18 protein-coding genes are annotated in these 25,988 nt (G+C 30.0%); 12 read left to right on the top strand and 6 right to left on the bottom strand.

The window, feature by feature from the left end:
- Positions 1 to 90: 90 nt before the first annotated feature.
- Complete coding sequence (locus tag AQ1689_RS10940) at positions 91 to 513, bottom strand: hypothetical protein (protein ID WP_101956106.1); 423 nt, start codon at positions 511 to 513, stop codon at positions 91 to 93.
- Positions 513 to 1,856, bottom strand: a complete 1,344-nt coding sequence (purB, locus tag AQ1689_RS10935) for an adenylosuccinate lyase (protein WP_101956105.1) — start codon at positions 1,854 to 1,856, stop codon at positions 513 to 515. The genes AQ1689_RS10940 and purB overlap by 1 nt, the downstream gene beginning before the upstream one ends.
- Positions 1,857 to 2,047: 191 nt before the next feature.
- Here purB and AQ1689_RS10930 point away from each other — a divergent pair, with 191 nt between their 5' ends.
- The 10 genes from AQ1689_RS10930 (at position 2,048) to AQ1689_RS10885 (ending at position 14,474) form a co-directional block, all read left to right on the top strand.
- A complete protein-coding gene (locus tag AQ1689_RS10930) occupies positions 2,048 to 2,464 on the top strand; it encodes a group III truncated hemoglobin (RefSeq protein WP_101956104.1) in 417 nt (138 codons plus the stop codon).
- A 275-nt stretch (positions 2,465 to 2,739) separates the two neighbouring features.
- Positions 2,740 to 4,845, top strand: coding sequence for a VWA domain-containing protein (locus AQ1689_RS10925; RefSeq protein WP_232118850.1), 2,106 nt, complete (start codon positions 2,740 to 2,742; stop codon positions 4,843 to 4,845).
- 74 nt (positions 4,846 to 4,919) lie between these two features.
- Positions 4,920 to 5,309, top strand: coding sequence for an acyl-CoA thioesterase (locus AQ1689_RS10920; RefSeq protein WP_101915276.1), 390 nt, complete (start codon positions 4,920 to 4,922; stop codon positions 5,307 to 5,309).
- 36 nt (positions 5,310 to 5,345) lie between these two features.
- Positions 5,346 to 5,801 carry an HIT family protein gene (locus AQ1689_RS10915; protein ID WP_101915275.1) on the top strand — a complete coding sequence of 152 codons (456 nt, stop codon included), beginning with the start codon at positions 5,346 to 5,348 and terminating at the stop codon, positions 5,799 to 5,801.
- Between the two features lie 79 nt (positions 5,802 to 5,880).
- Complete coding sequence (locus AQ1689_RS10910; protein ID WP_145993765.1) at positions 5,881 to 6,219, top strand: hypothetical protein; 339 nt, start codon at positions 5,881 to 5,883, stop codon at positions 6,217 to 6,219.
- Positions 6,220 to 6,540: 321 nt separating this feature from the next.
- Positions 6,541 to 10,896: a CusA/CzcA family heavy metal efflux RND transporter gene (locus tag AQ1689_RS10905; RefSeq protein WP_101956102.1), complete on the top strand. Its 4,356-nt coding sequence runs from the start codon at positions 6,541 to 6,543 to the stop codon at positions 10,894 to 10,896.
- 72 nt (positions 10,897 to 10,968) lie between these two features.
- Complete coding sequence (locus AQ1689_RS10900; RefSeq protein WP_101956101.1) at positions 10,969 to 12,216, top strand: efflux RND transporter periplasmic adaptor subunit; 1,248 nt, start codon at positions 10,969 to 10,971, stop codon at positions 12,214 to 12,216.
- 10 nt (positions 12,217 to 12,226) lie between these two features.
- The gene (locus AQ1689_RS10895) at positions 12,227 to 12,910 is read left to right on the top strand and encodes a HupE/UreJ family protein (protein WP_101915271.1); all 684 of its coding nucleotides are present in this window, start codon (positions 12,227 to 12,229) and stop codon (positions 12,908 to 12,910) included.
- Between the two features lie 10 nt (positions 12,911 to 12,920).
- A complete protein-coding gene (locus tag AQ1689_RS10890) occupies positions 12,921 to 13,556 on the top strand; it encodes a hypothetical protein (RefSeq protein ID WP_101956100.1) in 636 nt (211 codons plus the stop codon).
- 81 nt (positions 13,557 to 13,637) lie between these two features.
- Positions 13,638 to 14,474, top strand: a complete 837-nt coding sequence (locus AQ1689_RS10885; protein ID WP_101915269.1) for a prohibitin family protein — start codon at positions 13,638 to 13,640, stop codon at positions 14,472 to 14,474.
- 339 nt (positions 14,475 to 14,813) lie between these two features.
- Here AQ1689_RS10885 and AQ1689_RS10880 read toward each other — a convergent pair whose 3' ends face one another.
- The 3 genes from AQ1689_RS10880 to AQ1689_RS10870 all read right to left on the bottom strand — a co-directional run bounded on the left by AQ1689_RS10880 (position 14,814) and on the right by AQ1689_RS10870 (position 19,038).
- Complete coding sequence (locus AQ1689_RS10880) at positions 14,814 to 15,467, bottom strand: hypothetical protein (protein WP_101956099.1); 654 nt, start codon at positions 15,465 to 15,467, stop codon at positions 14,814 to 14,816.
- Between the two features lie 200 nt (positions 15,468 to 15,667).
- On the bottom strand, positions 15,668 to 17,509 hold the full coding sequence (locus tag AQ1689_RS10875; protein ID WP_101956098.1) for a DEAD/DEAH box helicase: 1,842 nt from the start codon (positions 17,507 to 17,509) through the stop codon (positions 15,668 to 15,670).
- A gap of 170 nt (positions 17,510 to 17,679) precedes the next feature.
- Entirely contained in the window at positions 17,680 to 19,038 is a 1,359-nt protein-coding gene (locus AQ1689_RS10870) for a TlpA family protein disulfide reductase (protein WP_101956097.1), read from the bottom strand.
- A 182-nt stretch (positions 19,039 to 19,220) separates the two neighbouring features.
- Here AQ1689_RS10870 and AQ1689_RS10865 point away from each other — a divergent pair, with 182 nt between their 5' ends.
- A complete protein-coding gene (locus AQ1689_RS10865; protein WP_101956096.1) occupies positions 19,221 to 20,840 on the top strand; it encodes an ABC-F family ATP-binding cassette domain-containing protein in 1,620 nt (539 codons plus the stop codon).
- Between the two features lie 467 nt (positions 20,841 to 21,307).
- Positions 21,308 to 24,868: a type IIG restriction enzyme/methyltransferase gene (locus tag AQ1689_RS10860; RefSeq protein ID WP_101956095.1), complete on the top strand. Its 3,561-nt coding sequence runs from the start codon at positions 21,308 to 21,310 to the stop codon at positions 24,866 to 24,868.
- A gap of 421 nt (positions 24,869 to 25,289) precedes the next feature.
- Here the strand turns inward: AQ1689_RS10860 and AQ1689_RS10855 are convergent, their stop codons facing one another.
- The gene (locus AQ1689_RS10855) at positions 25,290 to 25,847 is read right to left on the bottom strand and encodes an RsmD family RNA methyltransferase (RefSeq protein WP_058885064.1); all 558 of its coding nucleotides are present in this window, start codon (positions 25,845 to 25,847) and stop codon (positions 25,290 to 25,292) included.
- Positions 25,848 to 25,988: the final 141 nt, after the last annotated feature.

The following is a 25,988-nucleotide window of genomic DNA, read 5'->3' as shown; positions in this document are numbered from 1 at the left end:
TAAAGACCTGAGAGTTATAGATAACTGTCAGGTCTTTAAAATTATCTTAAAAGTTTCTTAAAAAACACACATAAGAGTCAATTATAATTTTTAATTTACTTTATAAACCGTTCCGTTTTGTTTAAAGTTAGAGTAGCCAATTTTAGCGGTAAAGCTATAAGAGCTATCAGTTACTTTGGTTATTTGCACAAATATCGGATCTTTATCTAAATCATTTTTAGGGCTTTTCATTCGTAATGAATAGGCAAAATTATTTTTCCATTTGATAAAAAGTGTATCAATATGTTTTTCTTGCTTTTCACTAACCGAACCATCAGCCAAAGAAATACTTGTTTTTTTAGTATATTCTTCAATTTGTAAACTATCGGTTCTTACAATCGTTGTTTTTCCGTAGCTGTTGCTCCCTGGAATTTGAAAAGTTCCGTGCTTAAAACGTTCGGGATCGCCTTGTTTATCCGTAGAATTACACGAAATCACTAAAGAAGCTACTAAAAAAGTAAAAAAATATCTCATTAAATTCCGGTGTAATTAGCTGGTGTAATTGCTTTTAATTCTTCTTTAATTTCTGATGAAACCTCTAAAGTATCAATAAAATTAGCAATTGATTTTTGATTGATTTTTTCGTTGGTACGCGTTAATCCTTTTAAAGCTTCGTAAGGATTCGGATACGCTTCACGACGTAATATTGTTTGAATAGCTTCGGCAACAACTGCCCAGTTATTTTCTAAATCTTCGGCAAATTTTGCTTCGTTTAATAATAACTTATTCAATCCTTTTAAAGTAGATGAAAAAGCAATTAACGTGTGTCCGAAAGGAACTCCTACGTTACGTAAAACTGTACTATCGGTTAAATCACGCTGTAATCTTGAAAGCGGTAATTTTGCTGATAAATGCTCAAAAATAGCATTTGCTAAGCCTAAATTTCCTTCAGAATTTTCAAAATCGATAGGGTTTACTTTATGTGGCATTGCCGACGAACCAACTTCTCCAGCTTTAATTTTTTGTTTGAAATAATCGTTTGAAACGTAGGTCCAAACATCTCTATCTAAATCAATTAAAATAGTATTGATACGCTTTAAACCGTCATATAAAGCCGCCATGTGGTCGTAATGCTCTATTTGAGTTGTAGGGAAAGAGTGGTGTAATCCTAAAATATCTTCTACGAAATGAGTTCCGAAGTTTTTCCAGTCGATATCTTTATACGCTACTTTATGTGCGTTAAAATTCCCTGTTGCTCCACCAAATTTAGCAGCGTGAGGCGTGTGTTGAATGTGAATTGCTTGATTGTTAATACGCTCTACAAAAACAAAAAATTCTTTTCCTAAACGAGTAGGAGAAGCTGGTTGTCCGTGCGTACGTGCTAACATTGGAATATGATCCCATTCTTCAGCTAAATCGGCTAATTTAGAAACTAATTCATCTAAAGCAGGATAATAAACTTCATCCATCGCATCTTTAATTGACATTGGAATTGCCGTATTATTAATGTCTTGAGAAGTTAATCCGAAGTGAATAAACTCCTTGTACTTATTCAAATTTAGCTTGTCAAATTCTTCTTTGATAAAATATTCAACTGCTTTTACATCATGATTTGTAATCGCTTCAATATCTTTAATTTTCTGCGCATTTTCAGTAGAAAATTCTTCATAAATTTTACGTAAATTAGGGTATAATTCTTTGTTGAAATCGGCTAATTGTGGCAACGGAATTTCACATAAAGCGATAAAATACTCTATTTCGACTTTTACTCTATATTTAATTAAAGCTTCTTCAGAAAAATAGTTTGCTAAATTGGCTATTTTATTACGGTATCTACCATCGATAGGAGAAATGGCGTTTAATTGTGTTAAGCTCATGATTTATGCTTTTTTATGTAATTTTGTTGTGTTGTTTCGCAAAAATAGAAAATACTATTCTTTTTTAACCGATTATAATTGATTAATAATAAAGAATAATCAAGTTCTATTTTATTTTTTATTTATGATACTTGTCATATATTAAATATATATAAAAAGATATTTTTGTATTTCACTAAAAGCCACTTAAAATGAATAAAGTAGATACAAAAGAAATTGAAAATAGAGAAGATGTTTTTTTATTAGTAAGCACTTTTTACGATAAAATAAAAAAGGATGATTTTATTGGGCATATTTTTTTAAAAACAATTCCTGCGGATGCTTGGGAAAGTCATCTGCAAAAATTAACTGATTTTTGGGAATCCAATCTTTTTTTCGTTCGAAAATTTAAAGGAAATCCGATGAAAGCCCACAAAGATTTAGATGCTCATTTTAATCACAGCATTTCACAAGAGCATTTTGGAAGATGGTTGCTTTTATGGTTTGAAACATTAGACGAAAATTTTCATGGAAATAAAGCAAACGAAGCCAAAGAACGTGCTAGAAATATCGCTTCTATGTTGTTTTTTAAAATGTTTGAAGATAAACCAAAAGCAACAAATTCATGATTTTTTACGCTCATCTATTTTTAACTTGTTTAAATTTTATCTAAAAAAAATAGTTATAGCAGAAAAATAAGGAATTGAATCCGTCAAACTAAATTTATTTCAGTTTCACATCCTGATTTACCACAGTTCTTAGCTTTATGCGATGCTGAAATAAATTCAGCATGGCGTTTAGATATTTAAAAAAGATTTTATTTAATTTTTAAACAGGCTCTTAGTTGAATTTATTTGATAGCTTTTTTTATCTTCACAAATTCAACTTTTTTAAACTTTTTTTTGTGGAAAAGATAACTATCATTTACCTTGTTTTGGCTGTTTTGTTAAGTGTTGCAATCGCTTATTTTCAATATTTCTACAAAACAACACGGAAATCTAAAAGAAATAAATTCCTTTTTGCTTTAAAAGCATTGAGTTTATTTTTACTGTTTTTATTGTTGATAAATCCTAAAATAAAAAGCATTGAAACTCAAAATATAAAACCTGTTTTAAGCATTTTAGTAGATAATTCATCATCAATAAAATATTTTAATGCCGAAAAAACAGTAACATCGGTTTTAAAAACCTTAAAAAATTCGACAAAAATCACCGATAAGTTTGATATTCAATCTTTTTCTTTTGATAAAAAAACAACAGTTTTATCGGCTGATAGTTTAAATTTTTCAGGAACTCAAACAGCTATTTACCAAGCAATAAATGCAGTGAATAAATTGCAAAAAGAACGCTTAAATACGACTGTTTTAATTACTGATGGAAATCAAACCAACGGGAATGAGTATCAATATATAACCTCAAAAAATAAAATTTTCCCAGTTGTTATAGGCGATACCACGGCTTATCAAGATTTGCAAATTTCACAGGTAAATGTTAATAAATACAGTTATATAAAAAATAAGTTTCCTGTTGAAGCCTTCCTGTATTATCAAGGAGAATTTAACGGGAAAGAACAAATAAACGCTACTTTTTCAATTACACATCAAGGTAAAAAAGTGTTTTCTCAAAATGTTGCCTTTTCGGCAGATAATCCTACAAAAACAATCACTACTAATTTAACTTCGGATAAAAAAGGAATCCAATATTATAAAACGTCAATAAGTGAAATTAAAAATGAAAAAAACACCAAAAATAATTATAAAAATTTTTCAGTAGAAGTAATTGACGAGCAAACAAAAGTGTTAATTTTAAGTGCTTTTTTACATCCTGATATAGGAGCAATTAAAAAATCGATAGAAAGTAACAAGCAACGAAAAGTGGATATCGCTTTTATAAATGATAAAAATATTAAATATAATGACTATCAGTTTTTTGTTTTTTATCAGCCAAATAGTTCTTTTAAAAAGGTTTTTGAAAAAGTAACCTCTAATTATTTAATCGTTTCAGGAACAAAAACTGATTGGAATTTTTTAAATACACAAAATTTAGGCGTTCAGAAAGAAGCAATTAAGCAATCTGAAAATTATACGGCACTTTACAACGCCAATTTTTTACCTTTCTTACAAAAAGATATCAATTTTAATGATTTTCCGCCACTAAAAGATGTTTTTGGAGATATAACAATAACAGGCGAAGCACAGGTTTTATTACATCAAAAATATGCAGGTTTTAAAACCAAAGAACCCTTATTGGCGACTATCGAAAACTTTGAAAATAAAAATTCTAAAACTGAAAAATCGACAAAAAACAATCAAAAATACGCCGTTTTATTTGGAGAAGGAATCTGGAAATGGCGTTCAGCTAGTTTTTTAGAATCACAAGGAATTGAAAATAACTTTGAAAAATTTGATGCTTTTTTAGGCAATTTAGTACAGTATTTAGCCTCTAATAAAAAAAGAAAAAGACTGTCTTTAAAAAGTAAATCATCGTATTTACAAAATGAAGCCGTAACAATTTCAGCTTTTTATGTTGACAAAAATTATAAATTTGACAATAGGGCATCGCTAGAAATAACCATTACAAACACCCTAACAAAGCATCAAAAAACACTGCCTTTTTCATTGGTAAATAATTCGTATCAAGTTTCAATTTCTAACCTTTCTTCTGGCGATTATTCATATAAAGTTGCTGTAAAAAACCAAAAAAACAACGCAAATCAGAAAATAAACAGCTACGGGAAATTTAAAATTACCGAGTTTAATATAGAAGAGCAGTTTGTAAATGCCAATGATCAAAAACTACATCAATTAGCCTTAAAAACAGCAGGAAAATTAATATATCCTGATAAAATAGATGGATTAATTTCTGAATTATCCGAAGATAAAACCTATTATACTACTCAAAAATCAAGCATCAAAAAAGAACATTTAATTAATTGGAAATGGCTTTTATCGTTAATCATTGTTTTATTTTCAGTAGAATGGTTTATCAGAAAATTTGATGGTAAAATATAAAAAACGAATCGCTTTTAATTGTGTAACTTAGCATTGTTCCTGTACTTTGTATATATAATTTAAAACTTAAAAAGATGAAATTTAACACCAGAAAATGGATAAAACCAGAAGATTTAAACCCAAACGGAACGTTATTTGGCGGTCGATTATTACAATGGATTGATGAAGAATTAGGAATTTATGCCATTATTCAATTAGAAATACCCCGAACGGTTACCAAATTCATGTCTGAAATAGATTTTATAAGTTCAGCAAAACAAGGCGATATTATTGAAATTGGTATTGAAGTTGTAAAATTTGGAAACACCTCAATTACCTTAAATTGTCAAGTCCGCAACAAGCTTACCCACAAAACAATTATAGAAATAGACAAAATTATAATGGTTAGTTTAGGTGAAGATGGAACGCCAATGCGTCACGGAAAAACCAAGGTTGAATACGTTAAAGATCGATTAAATAAATAATTTTTATATCTTTGTTGTGCAACATAAACAGAAATCATGGAAGATTGTATTTTTTGTAAAATAATCCGAGGTGAAGAAAAATCTCACGTCATATGGGAAGACGACAAACACATTGCTTTTCTTTCCATATTCCCAAACACATTAGGTTTCACTGTTGTAGCGACAAAGAAACATAAAGCTAGCTATTGTTTCGAACTGTCTGACGCTGATTTAGCAGATTTAATGCTTGCCTCTAAAAAGGTTGGACTTTTAATAGATTCTAAACTTGAAGATGTAGGAAGAACTGGACTTATGATGGAAGGCTTTGGAGTAAATCATGCTCACACTAAGCTTTTCCCCATGCATGGTACTGCTGACATGTCCGAATGGAAAGCAATCAATTCAAATAAAACTAAGTATTTCGACAAATACGAAGGTTATTTATCATCACATGATAGCGAAATAGCCAATGAAGATGAACTTAAGAAAACTGCTGAAAAAATCAGGAATTAAACGTTACACAATAACTAAAATGCATTAAAACGCAGCTTAACCAAAGCATTATTGTAATTTAATTTTTTAAATCAATAAATTGAAAATTATTAGCATCCTCATATTAACCTTATTGCTGTTTGTACCTCCGGTGCAGGCACATTCGGATGCTATTATTTTTTCTGATTCTGAAACCGCACATTTTAATACGATGGACGATGCACATTCGCAAACCCATCATCAAAATGATACCGAAGAACAGAAAAATACCGAACACCATCATCATTGTATTTTTTTAGGTATTTCAAGCGCTGTTATTGCGCCTGAATTCAATTTTCAGATTATTATATTCTTTCAAAAACACTCAAAAAATCATTTTTATAAAGTGTTAAATACCGCTAGTTATTTAAACCAGCTTTTTCAACCTCCAATAGTTTAATTCTTTTTTTACTTTTTAATAATCGTATTATTTCAGCTGTTTAACAGTCGAGGTGATGTTGTTATTTCGTGTAAATTTTTATCGATTTTTATCCTTTTCATTTATTTTTTTTTGAAGCAATTTCCCGCTTTCCGCACTCGCTCTTTTTTGAAAAAAATCAAAAAAGGAGCTCAAACAATGCTACAATCGGGGCTAGGCATATAGTTCTTTTACTATTGCTTAGAGTGTTGATTTAAATAAAGCTACATTAATAATAAGATTCAATTATCGTAAAAATTGCACTTCAAAATTTTTAAAAATCAAGAATTAAACACATAAAAGATGTTAGATAACATTATAAAATTTTCAATTAAAAATAAATTGATTATTGGCGCTTTTGTATTGGTATTAATTGGTTGGGGAATTTATTCACTAAAACAATTACCGATCGATGCAGTGCCAGATATTACCAATAATCAGGTGCAAATTATTACTTCAGCACCCTCACAATCGGCAGAAGATATAGAGCGATTAGTAACATTTCCCATAGAAATGACCATGTCTAGTATTCCTAATATTGAAGAAGTTCGTTCTTTTTCTCGTTTCGGACTAAGCGTGGTAACCATTGTTTTTAAAGACGATGTAGATATTTATTGGGCAAGGCAACAAATTAGCGAACGCTTAAACGAAGCAAAAAGCAATATTCCAGACGGAGTTGGTTCGCCCGAAATGGCGCCTGTAACTACTGGTTTAGGAGAGATTTATCAATATACATTATTTGCCGAAGAAGGTTTTAAAGAAAAGTTTCCAATTATGGAATTACGTTCTCTTCAAGATTGGATTGTTCGCCGTCAGCTATTAGGAATCGAAGGAATTGCAGATGTTAGTAGTTTTGGTGGTTTTTTAAAACAATACGAAGTTGCTTTACAACCCGAAAGATTGCAAACACTAGGCGTAAGTATCAACGAAGTTTTAGAGGCTTTATCTAAAAATAATCAAAATACAGGAGGTGCTTATATTGATAAAAATCCGAAGGCATATTTTATCCGAAGCCAAGGGTTAATACAAAACTCGCAAGATATTCAGAATATTGTTATTAAAAATACTCAAAATGGTACGCCTGTTTTAATTAAAGACATCGGAAAAGTACAATTAGGAAGTGCTATCAGATACGGAGCAATGACCAGAAATGGCGAAGGAGAAGTTGTTGGTGGAATTGTAATGATGCTAAAAGGAGCGAACTCATCAAAAGTAATAAAACGTGTAAAAGATAGAGTTGCTCAAATTCAAAAAAGTTTGCCCGAGGGTGTTGTTATTCAACCTTTTTTAGACAGAACAAAATTAGTTGATAAAGCAATTAGCACGGTAGCTACCAATTTAATTGAAGGCGCTTTAATTGTGATTCTTATTTTGGTGTTATTATTAGGGAACTTACGAGCAGGTTTAATTGTTGCATCGGTAATTCCGTTGGCAATGTTATTTGCCATTATATTGATGAATCTTTTTGGAGTTTCAGGAAACTTAATGAGTTTAGGAGCTATTGATTTTGGAATTATAGTTGATGGATCGGTGATTATTGTGGAAGCAACATTGCATTATTTAGTAATGAAAAAATCAGGAAAAAAATTAACACAATCCGAAATGGATGAAGAAGTATATCAATCAGCTTCAAAAATTAGAACCAGTGCGGCTTTTGGAGAAATTATTATTTTAATTGTATATCTTCCTATTTTGGCTTTAGTAGGTATTGAAGGAAAAATGTTTAAACCAATGGCGATAACTGTAAGTTTTGCCATTTTAGGAGCATTTATTTTATCATTAACCTACGTTCCGATGATAAGCGCTTTATTTTTAAAGAAAACTATTACCGACAAAAAGAATATTTCTGATAAAATAATAGGAGCATTACAAAATATTTATTCGCCTATTTTAGAGTTTGTTTTAAGTTATAAAAAATCGGTGCTTATTGGTGCTGTACTTATTTTTTTATTGAGCCTTTTTACATTTAAAAATATGGGTTCAGAATTTATTCCATCTTTAGATGAAGGAGATTTAGCGGTTCAAGCAACGGTTTCTACAGGAAGTTCATTATCATATACGATTGATGTTACTAATAAATCTTCAAAATTATTATTAGCAGAATTTCCTGATGAAATAGAACAAATTGTAAGTAGAATTGGTTCATCAGAAATACCGACCGACCCAATGCCTGTTGAAGTTGCTGATATAATTATCATCTTAAAAGATAAAAATGATTGGACAAAAGCACGTACTAAAAACGAGTTGACCCAAAAAATGAATCATTTATTAGATGAAAATATGTTAGGTGTCAATTACGGATTTCAACAGCCGATACAAATGCGTTTTAATGAATTGATGACAGGAGCAAGGCAAGATGTTGTCTTAAAAATTTACGGAGAAGATTTAGATAAATTAGTAAAATATGCAAATGAATTAGGGAAAATTATTCCTGAAGTAGCTGGTGCTGAAGATTTGTATATTGAAAAAATGACAGGTTTAAAACAAATTGTTATTGATTATAAACGAAGTCAATTAGCCTTGTATGGTTTAAATATTTCTGATGTAAATACGGCTGTAAACACTGCTTTTGCTGGGCAAAGCGCAGGTTCGGTATATGAAGGCGAACAACGTTATGACTTGGTTGTTAGAATGAATAAACAAAACAGAGCAGGTATTAACGATATTCGTAAACTATATGTAACGACATCAAATGGCGCACAAATTCCGTTAGAAAATGTTGCTCATGTAAGCTTTAAAACAGGACCAAATCAAATACAAAGAGATGATGCAAAACGAAGAATAACAGTAGGTTTTAACGTTAGAGGGCGTGATGTAGCAAGTATTGTTGCTGAATTACAACAAAAAGTTAGCGAAAAAATACCATTCGATACCGGATATTATATCACCTACGGCGGAACTTTTAAAAATTTAGAAGAAGCCCGTGCAAGATTAGGAATCGCAGTTCCTGTTGCATTATTATTGATTTTTTTATTATTGTATTTTACTTTTAAATCGATTAAACAAAGTTTTTTAATTTATACGGCAATTCCAATGTCGGCAATTGGTGGAATTTTCGCTTTATGGTGTAGAGATATGCCTTTTTCAATATCCGCAGGAATAGGATTTATAGCCTTATTTGGTGTCGCTGTTTTAAATGGAATTGTACTAATTGCAGAGTTCAATCGTTTGAAAGAAGCGGGAATGACCGATATAAAAGCGATTATAAAAAAAGGAACTTCTGTTCGATTACGCCCTGTAATTATGACGGCAATGGTAGCATCATTAGGTTTTTTACCCATGGCAATTTCAGCATCAGCAGGAGCAGAGGTTCAAAAACCATTGGCAACCGTGGTGATTGGCGGTTTAATATCAGCAACCTTATTAACCTTATTAATTTTACCTGTTTTATATTTATTTTCTGAGAGTAAAAATGCTAAATCAATAAAAATAAACTCAAAAATACTTAGCTTATTATTTATAATATCAGGAAGTTTATGTGTTCAAGCACAAGAAATAACAAATAAAAATCCTCAGAAATTAAGTGAGCAAAATGTAATTGCTATCGCTTTAAAAAAATCAGTAGCTCGTTATAAATCGGCTTTAAATATTGTTAAAAATAAAGCGGGGATTGCAAGTGCAATTACTTTAAATCCTATTGCTGTAAAATATCAAGATGTTGGAGTTAGTGCTGGTTTATCAGAAAAAGAATGGTCTGCAAATCAAAATTTTGGTGCTGTTTTAACACATCTTCAAAAAAGAAAATTAGCGATTTCAAAACATGAATTAGCGATTGCCGAAAATGATATCTCTGTAAAAGAAACGATTCGAACTGCTCGAAGTTTATATCAGCAATGGCATTATTTATATGGGCTTATTTCATTACTTGAAGAACAAACTAAAAATAGTAATCTGATAAAAAGTATTTCTAATAAATTATACGATGCAGGAGAAATAGGAGGTTTGGAAAATGATTTAACAATCTTACAATCCTTAGGAACACAGGCTAAAAAAAGCAGTATTTATAAGGATTTTACATCCGTAGAAAATAAATTAAAAGAAGTGTTACAAATTAAAACAGCTATAATTCCTGAAACAAAATTTCCTATTAAAAAAATGCTGAAAAATGCCGTTTTACTTCAAAATAATGGCAAAAAAGATAGCCTTTCAAAGGCATTTTTAGAAATTTTATCTAAAAGAGAAAAAGTAGCTAAAAAGAATATTTTAGTAGCTAAATCATCTTATTTCCCAGAGATAACCGCAGGAATTATCAATAGAAAAACAGGAAACGCAACCGATTATACCGGTTTTAATATCGGCTTAAATGTTCCTATTTCTTTTTGGGCTAATAATGCTAAAATTAAACAGCAAAAAATAATATCCGAAGAAATAGCTTTTGAAAATCAAGCGAATAAAATAGCGATTCAGAATAATTTTAAGAGTTTACAAGAACAATTAACCTATTTAAAAACGGAATTAGTTGGTATTGAAGCCATGAAAATAAAGGCTGATAAATTTATCAAAAAATTAAAAATAGCTTACAGTGTTGGCGAAATAGATGCCTATAAATACAACCAAAGTTTTAACACGTATTTTCAGGTGATGCAAAATTATTTATTATTGATTCATAATTATAATCAAACGGTAATTAGCTACGAATTTTACACAAAAAATAATTAAAAATTAAAAAATATCCGACTTTTATCTAATCGATTTAGTAAAGATTTAGTCAGGAAAAAAATATATAAAAAGATGAAAAAATATATCAATATAATCAGTTTATTAATAACAATAGTATCGATTATCAGTTGTAATTCAAAAAAAGAAGACCATACAGGACACGATCATGCATCCGAAGAAAAAACAGGAACACATAAAAAAAATAAAGGCAAAAATAAGGGTAAAAATAAAAGCGAACATCAAGTTGAAAATGAAGAGCACGCCGAAAATGAATTGCATTTAACAAGCGCACAAATAGCGTCAGCAAATATAAAAACAGCCGAAATTACCCAACGAAAAATACGCAATAGCATTGCCGTTACAGGAACTATTGAAGTACCGCCACAAAGTAAAGCAACTATTTATGCGCCCTTAGAATCGTTTGTATATAAAACCTATTTATTGCCTGGCGATAAGGTGAAAAAAGGGCAAACGGTAGCCGTTTTACAGCATCCTAATTTTATAAAATTGCAATATTCATATTTAGAAGCAGTGAATAATAATAAGGTTACAAAGGCCGATTATGAGCGTAAAAAAATGCTATTAGCAAACGAAATTACCTCAAAAAAATCGTTTCAAATAGCAGAAGGAATGTATAATTCTTCAAAAAGTTTGGTGGCTAGTTATGCAGCACAATTAAAGATGGCAAATTTATCGGCAAGTAGCATTTTAACAAATGGAATTCAACAATATGTGTATATAAAAGCGCCAATTTCGGGGTATGTGGTAGAAAATAATTTAAATAAAGGGCTTTTTTTAGCAGCAAATTCAGAAATGATGGAAATTATTGATACCGATCATATGCATGCCGAATTAAATGTTTTTGGAACGGATATTACCAAAATTAAAAAAGGTGATGAGTTTGTTTTTAAACCTTCAGGAATTGACACAGAATATCAAGGGGTTATAAAATTAATCAGTCAAAAAGTAAACGATAAAACAAAAACGGTAAATGTTCACGGGCATTTCGAGGATGAAAAAAATAGCCTAAAATCAGGAATGTTTATCAATGCGGAAATATTATTAAATGGCGAAAAAACATTCGCAATTCCTGAAGCTGCAATTATAGAAAAAGAAGGCGAAAGCTTTATATTTGCTGCCGAAAATACTGTAGAATTTATTCCTTTAAAAGTAACTTTAGGGAATAGTGATACAGGTTTTGTAGCTATAAAAACAATTGAAGGAAATAATTTTGATGTTAAAATAGTTACGCAAGGTGCTCATTTTTTAAAGGGCAAATTATTACAACAAGCAGGTGGCATGGAAGGTCATGTGCATTAATTAGATGACGATGGATTTAAAAAAAAACCGATTATTAGCACTCATTTTAGTACTCATTCCTTTGGCGGGTTTTGCCCACGGAGTAGATGATAGTACCCAATTATTTTTAGTAAATAATAAGGGCGTTTCTTTTGGCGCTTTTCTTTATATGGGTGCCAAACACATGCTTACGGGCTATGATCATTTGCTTTTTTTGGTAGGAGTTTTGTTCTTTTTATATAAAACAAAAGACGTTATAAAGTACGTTACTTATTTTACAATTGGGCATAGTTTTACTTTATTATTAGGCGTATTAACCGATGTGAGTATCAATGCTTTTTTGATAGATGCCATTATAGCATTTTCAATAATATATAAAGGATTTGATAATTTAGGCGGTTTTAAAACGCTTTTTAACAAACAACCTGACACCAAAAAAGCCGTGTTAATTTTCGGTTTATTTCACGGGTTGGGCTTGGCTACTAAATTGCAGGAATTTCAATTAGATAAAGACGGACTTCTTGTTAATTTATTAGGCTTTAATTTAGGTGTAGAAATAGGGCAGTTTTTAGCCTTAGGTGCAATTTTATTGTGTATTTCTTACTGGCGACACTATGAAAGTTTTTTGAAATTTTCAAAGGTTACCAATATACTTTTAATGGCAGCAGGATTTTTATTATTAGGATATCAATTAACAGGATATTTCATTTTATAACATACAAATAATGACAACAAATAAACAAAATTTAATGAGTAAAAAACAATTATTAAAATCAGTTTTTTTAGCATTTATTATAGGATTATTAGTTCTTTTAGTAGCTATTTTACCTGCCGAATATGGCGTAGATCCTTTAGGTACAGGCAAATTAATGGGCTTTGCTAAGCTGTATCAAGAAAATAAAAAAGAGCTAGTAAGCGATGCTTCATCTAAATTAAATTTCAAGAAAATAACACTTAAAAGTATTGGTTCTGATCCAAGTATTGTAAAACCTTTAGAGGCTAATAACCTGCCTTCTGAACAGCGATTAACTGAAAGAGAAGATAGTATTCGTGTTATTGTTCCTGCTAAAAAAGGGATAGAATATAAGGTTAATACCCTTAAATACAGTAGTTTTAATTATGAATGGTCATCAGAAAAAAAAGATATTCTTTATACTGATTTTCATGGAGAAGTAAAACAAAACAATCCGCCTGAAGAGGTGTTTTATGAAAGTTATACCGTCGCATATTCTAATAATATGGCAGGAACTTTTACCGCTCCTTTTAAAGGAAAACACGGTTGGTATTTTAAAAATTTAACCGATAAAGATATTACTGTTTTTTTAAAATTAAAAGGACACTACAAAGTGTTTATGAAATAAGTAATTTTAAGATTTTGCTTTCGTATCATTTAAAACAAGATTAATTGTACATTTGAAATTAAAATAAATTAAACTATAAAAATGAATAATAACAGACAATTAGATTTTCAATTACCAAAAGGAGGTTTTCTTTTAGGAATAATCGCTGTACTTGGAATTATTGCTTTTACAAAATCGACAGTAACCATAAAATCAGGGCAGGCAGGTGTTTTATATAAAACATTTAGCGGTGGTGTAGTAACTGACCAGCCAGCAATGGGCGAGGGGTTTCAAATTGTAGCGCCTTGGAATAAAGTTTTTATTTACGAGGTACGTCAGCAAGAAATTTTTGAAAAAATGCAAGTTTTATCATCTAATGGATTAGAAATTCAGTTGGAAGCTTCTGCATGGTTTCAGCCACAATCAGATAAAATTGGTTCTTTACATCAAGAAAAAGGAGAAAATTATATTTCGAGAGTTATTCAGCCAGCTATTCGTTCGGCAGCTCGTAGTGTTGTTGGTCGTTATACGCCAGAACAATTATATTCTAGTAAAAGAGATGTGATTCAAACAGAAATTTTTGCAGAAACAAAAAAGATTTTAGACAAGCAGTTTATTCAATTAAATGAAATTTTAGTTAGAGATGTAACTTTACCTCCAACAATTAAAACAGCAATTGAACGTAAATTAAAACAAGAGCAAGAATCTTTAGAATATGAGTTCAGATTAGTTACTGCTCAAAAAGAAGCTGAAAAACAAATTATTGAAGCAAAAGGTAAAGCGGATGCAAATAAAATTTTAAGCGCTTCTTTAACCGATAAAATTTTACAAGATAAAGGAATTGAAGCTACCTTAAAATTAGCAAATTCGCCAAACAGTAAAGTAGTTTTAATTGGTTCGGGTAAAAGTGGAATGCCAATTATTTTAGGAAATCAATAAAAAGCATTACACTAAAATTTAAGAATAAATTTAAAACTCTGAACAGTTACTTGTTCAGAGTTTTTTTATGCTGTTTTATTTTCTCTTTTAAGAGCCTGTTTAAATTTTATCTAAAAAAGTTTTGTAACATAAAAATAAGAAATCGAATCCGTCAAACTGAATTTAGTTCAGTTTCGCATCCTGATTTGCCGTGATTTTTATCTTTTTTTAATAATTCTTGTCAATTCGAGTGATTTTAATGACTAAAAGGAATTTGAAGGAAAAAAATCACTCGAACTGACAGTTTATTTAATTTTTAAACAGGCTCTAAAGTTTATAGTTTGAATAAATAAATTTTATTTAAGAAGAAAACTCCTCATATAATTTTTCCATTTCTGAAGATGCATCATTATCATAGATTATATGCGCCAACATTCGAAGGATAAATCCACCGTAATTATATTTCTCTTTGGCATCAATATTTTGCCCATCGTAAGGGTCAAGATCATTTAAATCATCACCATGACTAAAAAAACAAAGCTTCGGCTCGTTAAAAGAATTTAAATCCTCCGTATCAGCGACTACACAATCTTGTGCTAAATCACAAAATTCTATATAACGATCTATATCTTCTTCTTCTTGATCTTCAATAAAATGTTCATACATAAACGATGGAAAATTCAATCTTTTTGAATCTGACTCAGGTTTAAAAAGTAATATTTCTTTATGTAAATTGGTTATAGCATCTTTAATTCCTGTATGATTTTTATCAACAGGAGAAAATATAGCCCATACAGGTTCTGGTTCATCACTCCAATTTGTTCCTTGAAATTCGATAAATAAAGAACCTTTTTCCCATTCTAAAGATATTTTTTCATCTTCTTCTAAAATTCTGAAAGATTTAATTCTTGCTAAAATATGTTCAAATGTTTCTTGACATTTATCAGTAACAATCCATGTTTTAAAATGATTTTTTAAAAAGTCTATTTTTTGGGTAGTTAATTTAGATATCATTAATTTTAGTTATAAGTTTTCATCTAAAGTACTTTTTTTTAATAAATAAAAGGTATTATATTTTCAAGTAAAAAGTATAAAAATAGGAGAGGAGTTTTATTGTTATTTGATAAAAAATCAAACAAAAAAAGACAGCTCAATTGAGCTGCCTTTTTTATAAAATATATAAATAATCGAATTTAAGAATAATCTTAAATTAATTAATCTCTGTTACGTCTTCTTCCAAAACCTGAAGATGCACCGTCACCGCTACTTCTTCTTGGTGAAGAAGAACCTGTATCGCTACGTCTTCTTGAATCACCACCACCTCTTGAATCTCTATCTCTTGGAGCTCTATCTCTAGAACCTCTATCGCTTGAACCACCACGAGGCTTTCTTCCGCCGAATCCACCACCGCCACCACGAGGTTTTCTTCCGCCACCACCGCCACCGCGATTAGATTTGGTAATTTCAATATTTACAGAACGTCCGTTAAAATCAGCACCATTAGAACTAAAAGCTTCTAATGTTTCTTTTTCGAAGTTTTTATCTATTTCAAAGAAAGAAAAAGTATCTAAAATATCAATCGCTCCGATTTCAATTTTATCAGCAATTTTCTGATCGTTAATTAATCCAATTAATGTAGCTGGATTTAATTTATCTTTTCTACCTAAGTTGATAAAGAAACGAGTCATGTTTTCGTCCGTCGCTCTAGCTCTTGAACTATCTTTATTAGAGATGTCGTTTAAATCGTCAGATTTATTATAATAGGTTAAGAATTTGTTGAATTCTAATGAAACGAATTTTTGAATTAATTCTTCTCTAGTTAAGTCTTCTAATTTTTCATAGATACTAGGTAAAAACTCTTCAATTTGTTCGTTGTTAACCTCTGTAGCTTTTACCTTTTCAATTAAGTGCATTAATTGATTCTGGCAAATTTCTTTACCAGTAGGTACTTTTTTAGCTTCAAATTTCTTTTTGATAATACGCTCAATAGAACGTAATCTACCTTTTTCTTTATTGTTAACTAAAACGATAGAAATACCTTTGTTACCAGCTCTACCAGTTCTTCCACTACGGTGATTGTAGTTTTCAATTTGGTCTGGTAATTTATGGTTAATAACGTGTGTTAATTCAGTAACATCTAATCCACGAGCAGCAACATCAGTTGCAACTAAAATTTGGATAGTTTTCTTACGGAATTTCCCCATAACGCTATCACGTTGTTGCTGAGATAAATCACCATGTAAAGCATCTGCGCTATAACCATCTTTAATAAGATTGTTTGCTACTTCTTGAGTTTCACGACGTGTTCTACAGAAAATAATTGCGTAAATATTAGTATTTACATCTGCAATTCTTTTTAACGCTTGGTAACGCGTTCTTTCGTTTACTACATAATATTCGTGAGTAACGTTGTCAGAACCTTGATTTTTTTCTCCTGAAGTAATTTCAACAGGGTTAGTCATATAGTTTCTAGCAATCGCTTCTACCTCTCTAGGGAAAGTTGCCGAAAATAATAATGTTTGTTTGGTGTCAGGAGTTGCCTCTAATACTTTATCAAGCTCATCTTTGAACCCCATGTTAAGCATTTCATCAGCCTCATCTAAAACTAACCATTTTACGTTTCCTAAACGCAAAGCTCTACGATTTATTAAATCGACAGTTCTTCCTGGAGTTCCAACAACAATTTGAGCGCCTCTTTTTAAGCCTCTCATTTGTTCTTCGATATTCGAACCACCATATACTGTTACCACTTTTAAGTCTGGTATGTATTTAGCGAAATCTTTAATATTATTTCCTATTTGAACAGCAAGTTCACGAGTAGGAGATAAGATAATTGCTTGTGTGTTTTTATCTGAAGAATCAATTTGTTCAATAATAGGTAAACTAAAAGCAGCTGTTTTACCAGTTCCTGTTTGAGCAAAAGCTTTTAAATCATCAGTAGATGAAATAATTTGAGGAATTGCTTTCTCTTGAATTACAGTTGGTTTTTCGTAACCTAAATCTGTTAATGCTTTGTTTATTGGCTCTTTTAAGCCTAAATCTAAAAATGTTGACATATATACGTCTGTGTTCTTTTAGATTCACAGACGCCAGTATCTGTAAACCTGATTCTTAATTTGGACAATAGATTAATAGCTAGTAATCTGGTAGTTAATAATCTAGACTTTATTCTAGTTGAATAATAAAATCCCGCAAATTTACGTTATTTTGTGATAAATAACAACTATTATTTGTTATTTTGTAAATTTTGCACTTGTTTGTTGATGTTTTTTGCAGATAAACTTGTATATCCGTTTTGGATAATACCTTGCTTGTCAATTAATACCATGCGTGGAAACTTGCTTGAAGAAAAATTACAAACAAGGCTCTTTTTAGGTAGTGTATATTGGTGTTTTATGGCTATTTTTTTGGTGTATCGCTTAAAATTATTGCATAAATTGATCACAATAAAGGTAACATCTGCGTTATTTTTTATTAAAAAGTTGGTTCGAGATGAAATCCAGTCATCGGAAGCATATTTATAGTCTTTAAATAAAATGACCGCAGCCTTTCCTTTTATCAGCTTTGAAATACGTTTTGTTTCGCCTGTTGCGGCTATTAAATTAAAATCGGGTAGTTTTTCGCCAACATTTAATAGCTTAAGATCATTAACCAATCGTTGCATATTTTTTTTCTGCTCAATATTGGTGTTTAATTTAAAAAATTCAAAAAACGTTTTGTTTTTGTTTTCATCGTTCGGTTCTTTAAAAAAATGACGAATTACCGTATTATAAAGTAATTTATTTTTTATTTTTTCCGAAGAAATGGTTGCATCAATATTATTTAATAAGTTTCGTGTAAAATTATCCGCAGTACCTTTTTCAAGATATACATCATTATATAACTTGTCAATTATTAAAGCATAATAGGGGCTGAAAAAAATTAAAGAATCTTTTTTTAAATTGATATCCGCCCGATAATCAAAATAAGAAGCTACTAATTTTTCAGGATTTTTTTTGGTGAAATTTTTAATAGCATATTGTTCTGAATACGTATAAACAGGATAAAATAATGCTACCTTTAATATCTCTAAAAATTCTTTAGAAGCATTTTCTTTATTGTTTTTTTCAAAAGCGATTAATTTTTGTTCTTTAATTTTTTTAATAGAATCAATTTTTATTAAAAAATCAGACTGTGAAAGCTGGTATAATCGTTCAAAATTTTTGTCGTCTTGCTCGGTTTCTAAAAAAGCTTCAATTAATATATTATTTCTAGCGGCATCTTTTCCGCTAAAAACTAACGACTCATCAAAATCCCAACTATTTAAGCGAAATAATAAACTGTCTTGAGGCTCTAAATAAACATATTGATGCTCTGGTCCGTGTCCAAAAACATACAAGCCTTTTTTTAAATTTTTATAAGAACCTAAAAAACTATGGTCTTTTTTTAAATAAATAGTGTCATTAAAAGCGTAATTGTCCGATAAAGTGATATAGTTTGACTTCGGATTAATAATTTTACCGCCAAAATATGTGGTTTTGGGTGTTTTTGATGAATTACATCCAATGAATAAAATTAATAGAAGGGGTATTAAGTATTTAATCATGAGTTGGTTATTAACGGTATAAAAAGATAGTGTTCAAAAATAAACATATCGCTATCATTTTGTTGTTAATTCGTTGTTAAAAGAATTAACGCCGCCAAATGTAATGTGTTAAATAGTTCCTTGCAAATTCTTTTTAAGCGAGTATATTTTATACTTTTGTAGCCGAATTTAAAAAACTTTCAATGTTATCAGTTTCTAATTTATCAGTTCAGTTTGGTAAGCGTGTTTTATTTGATGAAGTAAACACGAAGTTTACTCAAGGAAATTGCTACGGTATTATCGGAGCAAATGGAGCAGGAAAATCTACTTTTTTAAAGATTATATCTGGAATACAAGACCCAACATCGGGTCAGGTTCATTTAGAGTCTGGTAAAAGAATGTCAGTATTAACGCAGGATCATTATGCTTTTGATGAGTTCACTACTTTAGATGCTGTATTAAAAGGGAATAAAGAATTATATAAAATTAAATCGGAAATTGACGCTTTATATGCCGATTATACCGATGAAAATGCAGAAAAAATAGGGGAGTTACAAGTTCGTTTTGAAGAAATGGACGGTTGGAATGCTGATTCTGCTGCGGCAACGTTATTATCTAACTTAGGGATTAAAGAAGAAGACCATTATACTTTATTAGCCGATTTAGACTCTAAGAAAAAGGTACGTATTTTATTAGCACAAGCCTTATTTGGGAATCCTGATGTGTTAATTATGGATGAGCCTACCAACGATTTAGATTTTGAAACGATCGCTTGGTTAGAAAACTTTTTAGCGAATTTTGACAATACGGTAATCGTAGTATCGCATGACCGTCACTTTTTAGATGCCGTTTGTACACATATTTCTGATATTGATTTTGCTAAAATAAATCACTTTTCAGGAAACTATACTTTCTGGTATGAATCGAGTCAATTAGCGGCAAAGCAAAGAGCGCAACAGAATAAAAAATCGGAAGATAAAAAGAAGGAATTAGAAGAATTTATCCGTCGTTTTTCTGCAAATATGGCAAAGTCTAAACAAGCGACTTCTCGTAAGAAGATGATAGACAAGTTAAATGTTGATGAAATTAAGCCGTCTAGTCGTCGTTATCCTGCAATTATTTTTGATAGAGATAGAGAGGCGGGAGACCAAATTTTAAACATCGAAGGCTTATCAAAAGATTTTGAAGGAAAACCTTTATTTGCCAATGTTGATATTAATTTAAACAAAGGCGATAAAGTAGCAATTATTTCAAAAAGCTCGAAGGCAGTTTCTACTTTTTATCAAATTATATCAGGAAACGAGCAAGCCGATGCTGGTAAAATTAGCTGGGGAGTAACAACGACCCAATCGTATTTACCTTCTGATAACTCATCATTTTTTCAAGATGGCGAATTAGATTTAGTAGATTGGTTACGTCAGTACGCACAAACTGAAGAAGAAAGAGAAGCAGTATTTATTAGAGGTTTCTTAGGGAAAATGATTTTTTCTGGCGAAGAGGCTTTAAAGAAAAGTAATGTATTATCGGGAGGTGAAAAAGTTCGTTGTATGTTGTCGAGAATGATGATGACAAGAGCAAATATTTTAATGTTAGACGAGCCTACAAATCACTTAGATTTAGAATCTATTCAGGCATTAAACAACTCTTTAATTAATTTTAAAGGAACTATTTTATTCTCAACACACGATCACGAGTTTGCACAAACTGTAGCTAACAGAGTTATTGAAATTACGCCAAACGGTGTAATCGATAAATATGCAACTTTCGATGAATATTTAGCCGACCCAAAGGTAAAAGAATTAAGAAAGAAGATGTATTCATAATATATTTTACAACATATTTATAAAAAGGAAGCGCAAATATTGTGCTTCCTTTTTTTGTGCTTTTTTGAAGTATATTTTTTTTTGAAGCTATTTCCCGCTTTCCGCACTCGCTTTTTTTATTTTTAAAGGGAAAAATAAAAAAGAGCTCAAACAATTGCTTCAATCGGGGCTAGGAAATCCGTAGTCTTAAAATTATTTTAGTTTTAAAACCTAAATAGAAATTATCAATTCTAGCCTGTCAGTTCGAGTGATTTTTTTCCTTCAAAAAAATAGTATCGAGAACTTTTTTAGTATCAAATTCATCAACATAAAATAATTCAAATTCTCGATATCATTTTAATACAGACCTCACAGGTTTTTAAAACCTGTGAGGTCTATTTTTATAGCCATTTAATTTTTACAGCTTTATTTGATAATTTTCACTAATAAAATGATACTTTTAGCCGTAAAAACAAAGAGTGCCTTCTATGAAAAAGATCAATACCAGAACAGCTTTAAATCCTGCATACCGAAAACATAAACCACTAAGAAAAGATGTTACTAATTTTATATCAGAATTACAAAATTGTATAACTGCCGTAAAATTAAGCGACACCAATAACGAAAGTGAAGAACATATAAAACATCATTTTATATCGTTTTTAAAAAACACTTTTTACGCTAATAACTATGTCAATACAAAAGATAGAATTGATTTGGCTATTTATAGCGAAAAGACACCTGAATCGGATGTTAGCGTGCTTATTGAAGCTAAAAAACCAAGTAATAAATCCGAGTTTTTAAGAGAAGATAATCTTAATAAAAAAGCCCTACAAGAACTTTTATTATACTATTTACGTGAACGTTTAGATAACAACAACAATAGTATTAAGCATTTAATTGCCACAAACGGCTATGAATGGTATCTGTTTAAAGGCGAAGATTTTTATAATTATTTCTTCAAAAATAAAGCCTTGATAAAAGAATATGAAAATTTTAGAGACGGTTTAAAAGATTCTACTAAAAATGAATTATTCTACAATGAAATTGCCAAAAAATATATCGCTGAAGTACAAGAAAAATTGCCTTTTGTACACTTGAATTTTACAAAAACTAATTTTCAAAAATTAACAGATGCACATTTAAACACGCTCTATAAAATATTTTCTGATGTTCATATTTTAGGAACTCCGTTTGGTAACGACAGTAATCAGTTAAATAAAACTTTTTATAACGAGTTATTACACATCATCGGGTTAGAGGAAGTAAAAGAAAAGGGTAAAAAAGTAATCAGCAGAAAAGAAGAGAAAAATAGAGATTACGCCTCGCTTTTAGAAAATTCAATTATAATTTTAGAAGATAGAGATTATTTACACAAAGTAAAAAGTATTCCTAATGATGGCGATAAAGCTTTTAACGCTGGTTTAGAACTCTGCTTAACGTGGGTAAACAGAGTTTTATTCTTAAAATTATTAGAATCGCAATTATTAAGTTATCATAAAAAAAATGAAAAATATCGTTTTTTAAATACTAAATTTATAAACGGTTTCGATGAGTTAAACGACTTGTTTTTTTCTGCCTTAGCAAAACCGATAAACGAAAGACATCCGAAGTATAAAGACAAATACAAAGATATTCCGTACTTAAATAGTTCGCTGTTTGAAAGAAATACGTTAGAAAATGAAGCTTTTGAAATATCAGCGTTAAATAACGATGAAATTGCTATTTACAGCGGTACAGTTTTAAAAGATGCAAAAGGAAAAAAACGAAAAGGAAAAATATCGACATTAACGTATTTATTTGAGTTTTTAGATGCCTACGATTTTGCAACAGATGGAACAGAAGGAATTGAAGATAATCAAGAAACAAAATCGTTAATTAACGCATCGGTATTAGGTTTAATTTTCGAAAAAATAAACGGTTACAAAGAAGGTTCGTTTTATACGCCCGCATATATTACGATGTATATGTGTAAAGAAACCATCAGAAGAACGGTTGTTCAGAAGTTTAAAGAACAAGAAAATGAACAAATTGAAACTTTTGAAGATTTACAAGCATATTGTAGCCGTTTCTTTAAAACTGATGATTTAAAACGATTAAATACTATTGTAAATAGCGTTAAAATTTGCGACCCCGCCGTGGGTTCTGGTCACTTTTTGGTAAGTGCTTTAAACGAATTAATTATCATCAAAAAAGAATTGGGTATTTTAACCGATGATAAAGGTATTTCTATACGTTGCGATATTGAAATTGTAAATGATGAATTGTATATAACCGACCAACAAAATGGCTTGTTGTTTGAATATAATCCGACAAATAAAGAGAGTGCTATCATACAAAAAACGCTGTTTAACGAAAAACAAAATTTAATAGAAAATTGCTTGTTTGGCGTAGATATTAACCCAAATTCTGTTAAGATTTGTCGTTTGCGTTTGTGGATTGAACTCTTAAAAAATGCCTATTATACCCAAGAAAAAACCCTACAAACTTTACCAAATATTGATATTAATATTAAATGCGGAAATTCATTAATTAGCCGTTTTAATTTAGAAGACGATTTAAAAGATGCCTTTAATAATAAAGATGTAAAGTATTCTTTTACAGATTATAAAAATGCCGTAGCCGAATATAAAGAAACGAACAGTAAAGCAAGAAAAAGAGAGGTTTTAGAAATTATTGATGAAGTTAAAAATAATTTTAAAAGTACGTTAGATGATAGTTTTATTGCTAAAATTTCGAAAGCTAGAGGAGTTTTACAAAATATGCAATCTGAAATTAACAGAAAAGAGCAGTGGCAAGAAAAAATAACGAAAAAAGATAAAGACGCATTAAAAAAAGCGAAATTAAATTTTGAAAATGCAGAAAAAGAAAAAGAAGAGATTGTAAATAATGCTATTTATAATAATGCTTTTGAATGGCGTTTTGAGTTTCCCGAAGTTTTATCGGAAGAAGGAAAATATATTGGGTTTGATGCTGTTATTGGAAATCCGCCGTATGGTTCATTTCCAAGTGATATTAGTGAAAAAAAGTATTTTATTAAAAATTACAAATCATCAAAAGGTAAGCATGAATTATATAAATATTTTATAGAAAGAGGAATAACCGTTTTATCAAAAAAAGGATTTTTAACATTTATAACACCTGATACTTGGTTACAATTAAACTCTTTTCAAAATTTAAGAGAACAAATTCTTTTAAATCATAATTTTATTTTCTCCACAGAAACACTATATAATGTTTTTGAAGAAGCAGTTGTTGATACAATTATTTTCAAAATTGGTAAAGAAAAATCAAAAGATAGTAATATTAAAATAATAAGTAAAGATTATAAAAGTAGTTGGATTGTTAATCCAAAAGATAATGTTGTTTTTTTAAAAAAAATGCCTAATTTTATTTTAAAGTTGGACAATACAGTTAATGTTTTAAGTGATTTTACTGAGATTTGGCAAGGATTAATTGCTTATGGTAAAAAAGACCAACCAAGAGAATATACTTCAGAAAGTAAAATAAATGAAACATATAGAAAATTACTTTACGGAGGTAATATTAAAAAATATAGTATAAATTGGGCTGGTGAATATTTGAGTTATGGTGATTGGCTTCATAGACCAAGACCTTCATATATTTATGATAAGCCTAAAATATTAATTCAACGTATTAGAAATCCTAAGTTATCAAATAGAATAATTGGTGCTATTGATTATGATAAATTTATAAATGGGACTGGATTATCTAATGTTTTTTTAAAAAATGAAGCTAATTGTTCATTGAAATTTTTATTAGGGTTACTTAATTCTTCATTAATAAATTATTGGTTTTCTTTTTATTTTTCAGATGTGAATATTAAACCTGAGCAATTAAGAAAAATCCCCATTAAAAGGTGTGAATATTTTGAGAAGTCAATTAAAAATATCATTTCAAAAATTTTATCAATAAAAAAAGAAAATCCTGAATCTGATACGAGCGTTTTAGAAAAAGAAATAGACCAAATGGTGTATAAATTATATGATTTAACAGCTGATGAGATTGCTATTGTTGAGGGTTCTTAAATTTGTAATAGAAAAATAAATTTGATAGCTACTTGTTTTGCGTTAGGGATTGAAGCAATTGTTTGAGCTCCTTTTTATTTTTTCTTTTAAAAAAATAAAAAGAGCGAGTGCGTAAAGCCCGACCTTTAGGGAACGCCCAAATTATCTTCAAAATTATCATCAAACAATAAAAAGGCGAACTTATAGGGTTCGCCTTTTATATGTATATCGAAAATTCGTAATTCTCGATACTATTTTAATTCCTTTTAGTCATTAAAATCACTCGAATTGACAAGGATTATCAAAATAACTGTCAGTTCGAGTGTTTTTTTCTTTCAAAAAAATGTATCGAGAACTTTTTAGCATCAAAATCAATCAAACTAAATTTCTCGATACTATTTTAATTCCTTTTAGTCATTAAAATCACTCGAATTGACAATGTTTAAATATCGTCAGAAGATTCATCATGACTAAAAAAACTAAACACATTTCCGCCATAACGCTTGTCGTAACGGTGGTTAGGATGACCTGTTAAATCGGTGTGCTTGTCATGCTCAATAATTAACGTTCCGTCTTGGTTTAACAGATTACGCTCAAAAACCAAATTGGCGATTTTTAAAAATTTATCTTGGTCAAAATCATACGGAGGATCGGCAAAAATAACATCCGATTTTAATCCTGTTTTCTCTAAGAATTTGTACACATCACTTTTATAGGTGTTAATGTCAAAATCAAGTTCTTTAGCAGTTTCATTGATGAATTTAATACATCCGAAGTGGGCATCAACCGAATGAATAGTTGTAGTTCCTCGTGAGGCAAATTCGTAACTGATATTTCCTGTTCCTGCAAACAAATCTAACACGGCAATGCCATCAAAATAATAATCGTTGTTTAAAATATTAAATAACGATTCTTTTGCCATATCGGTTGTAGGGCGTACGGGCAATTTTTTAGGGGCAGAAAGTCGTCTGCTTTTATATTTTCCTGAAATAATTCTCATTAGGATGCTAGGATAAAATTAAAATGATTTAATAGTTTTCAATAATTATGCAAATGTAAAATATATTAGCGCTTTTTAGGTTTGATAAACGCATAAATAAAAAAATCCACCCAAAATGAATTGGATGGATTTTAAAAATTA

This window comes from Tenacibaculum finnmarkense, assembly GCF_900239185.1.
In the GTDB taxonomy this organism is placed as follows: domain Bacteria; phylum Bacteroidota; class Bacteroidia; order Flavobacteriales; family Flavobacteriaceae; genus Polaribacter; species Polaribacter finnmarkensis.
Note: the sequence above shows the minus strand (reverse complement) of the source record. Positions and strands in the feature narration are given on the sequence as shown.

Excerpts from the sequence above, each read along its gene's own strand:
- AQ1689_RS10940 (WP_101956106.1), bottom strand. The coding sequence starts at position 513 with ATGAGATATTTTTTTACTTTTTTAGTAGCTTCTTTAGTGATTTCGTGT.
- purB (WP_101956105.1), bottom strand. The coding sequence starts at position 1,856 with ATGAGCTTAACACAATTAAACGCCATTTCTCCTATCGATGGTAGATAC.
- AQ1689_RS10930 (WP_101956104.1), top strand. The coding sequence starts at position 2,048 with ATGAATAAAGTAGATACAAAAGAAATTGAAAATAGAGAAGATGTTTTT.
- AQ1689_RS10920 (WP_101915276.1), top strand. The coding sequence starts at position 4,920 with ATGAAATTTAACACCAGAAAATGGATAAAACCAGAAGATTTAAACCCA.
- AQ1689_RS10915 (WP_101915275.1), top strand. The coding sequence starts at position 5,346 with ATGGAAGATTGTATTTTTTGTAAAATAATCCGAGGTGAAGAAAAATCT.
- AQ1689_RS10905 (WP_101956102.1), top strand. The coding sequence starts at position 6,541 with ATGTTAGATAACATTATAAAATTTTCAATTAAAAATAAATTGATTATT.
- AQ1689_RS10900 (WP_101956101.1), top strand. The coding sequence starts at position 10,969 with ATGAAAAAATATATCAATATAATCAGTTTATTAATAACAATAGTATCG.
- AQ1689_RS10895 (WP_101915271.1), top strand. The coding sequence starts at position 12,227 with ATGGATTTAAAAAAAAACCGATTATTAGCACTCATTTTAGTACTCATT.
- AQ1689_RS10890 (WP_101956100.1), top strand. The coding sequence starts at position 12,921 with ATGACAACAAATAAACAAAATTTAATGAGTAAAAAACAATTATTAAAA.
- AQ1689_RS10885 (WP_101915269.1), top strand. The coding sequence starts at position 13,638 with ATGAATAATAACAGACAATTAGATTTTCAATTACCAAAAGGAGGTTTT.
- AQ1689_RS10880 (WP_101956099.1), bottom strand. The coding sequence starts at position 15,467 with ATGATATCTAAATTAACTACCCAAAAAATAGACTTTTTAAAAAATCAT.
- AQ1689_RS10875 (WP_101956098.1), bottom strand. The coding sequence starts at position 17,509 with ATGTCAACATTTTTAGATTTAGGCTTAAAAGAGCCAATAAACAAAGCA.
- AQ1689_RS10870 (WP_101956097.1), bottom strand. The coding sequence starts at position 19,038 with ATGATTAAATACTTAATACCCCTTCTATTAATTTTATTCATTGGATGT.
- AQ1689_RS10865 (WP_101956096.1), top strand. The coding sequence starts at position 19,221 with ATGTTATCAGTTTCTAATTTATCAGTTCAGTTTGGTAAGCGTGTTTTA.
- AQ1689_RS10860 (WP_101956095.1), top strand. The coding sequence starts at position 21,308 with ATGAAAAAGATCAATACCAGAACAGCTTTAAATCCTGCATACCGAAAA.
- AQ1689_RS10855 (WP_058885064.1), bottom strand. The coding sequence starts at position 25,847 with ATGAGAATTATTTCAGGAAAATATAAAAGCAGACGACTTTCTGCCCCT.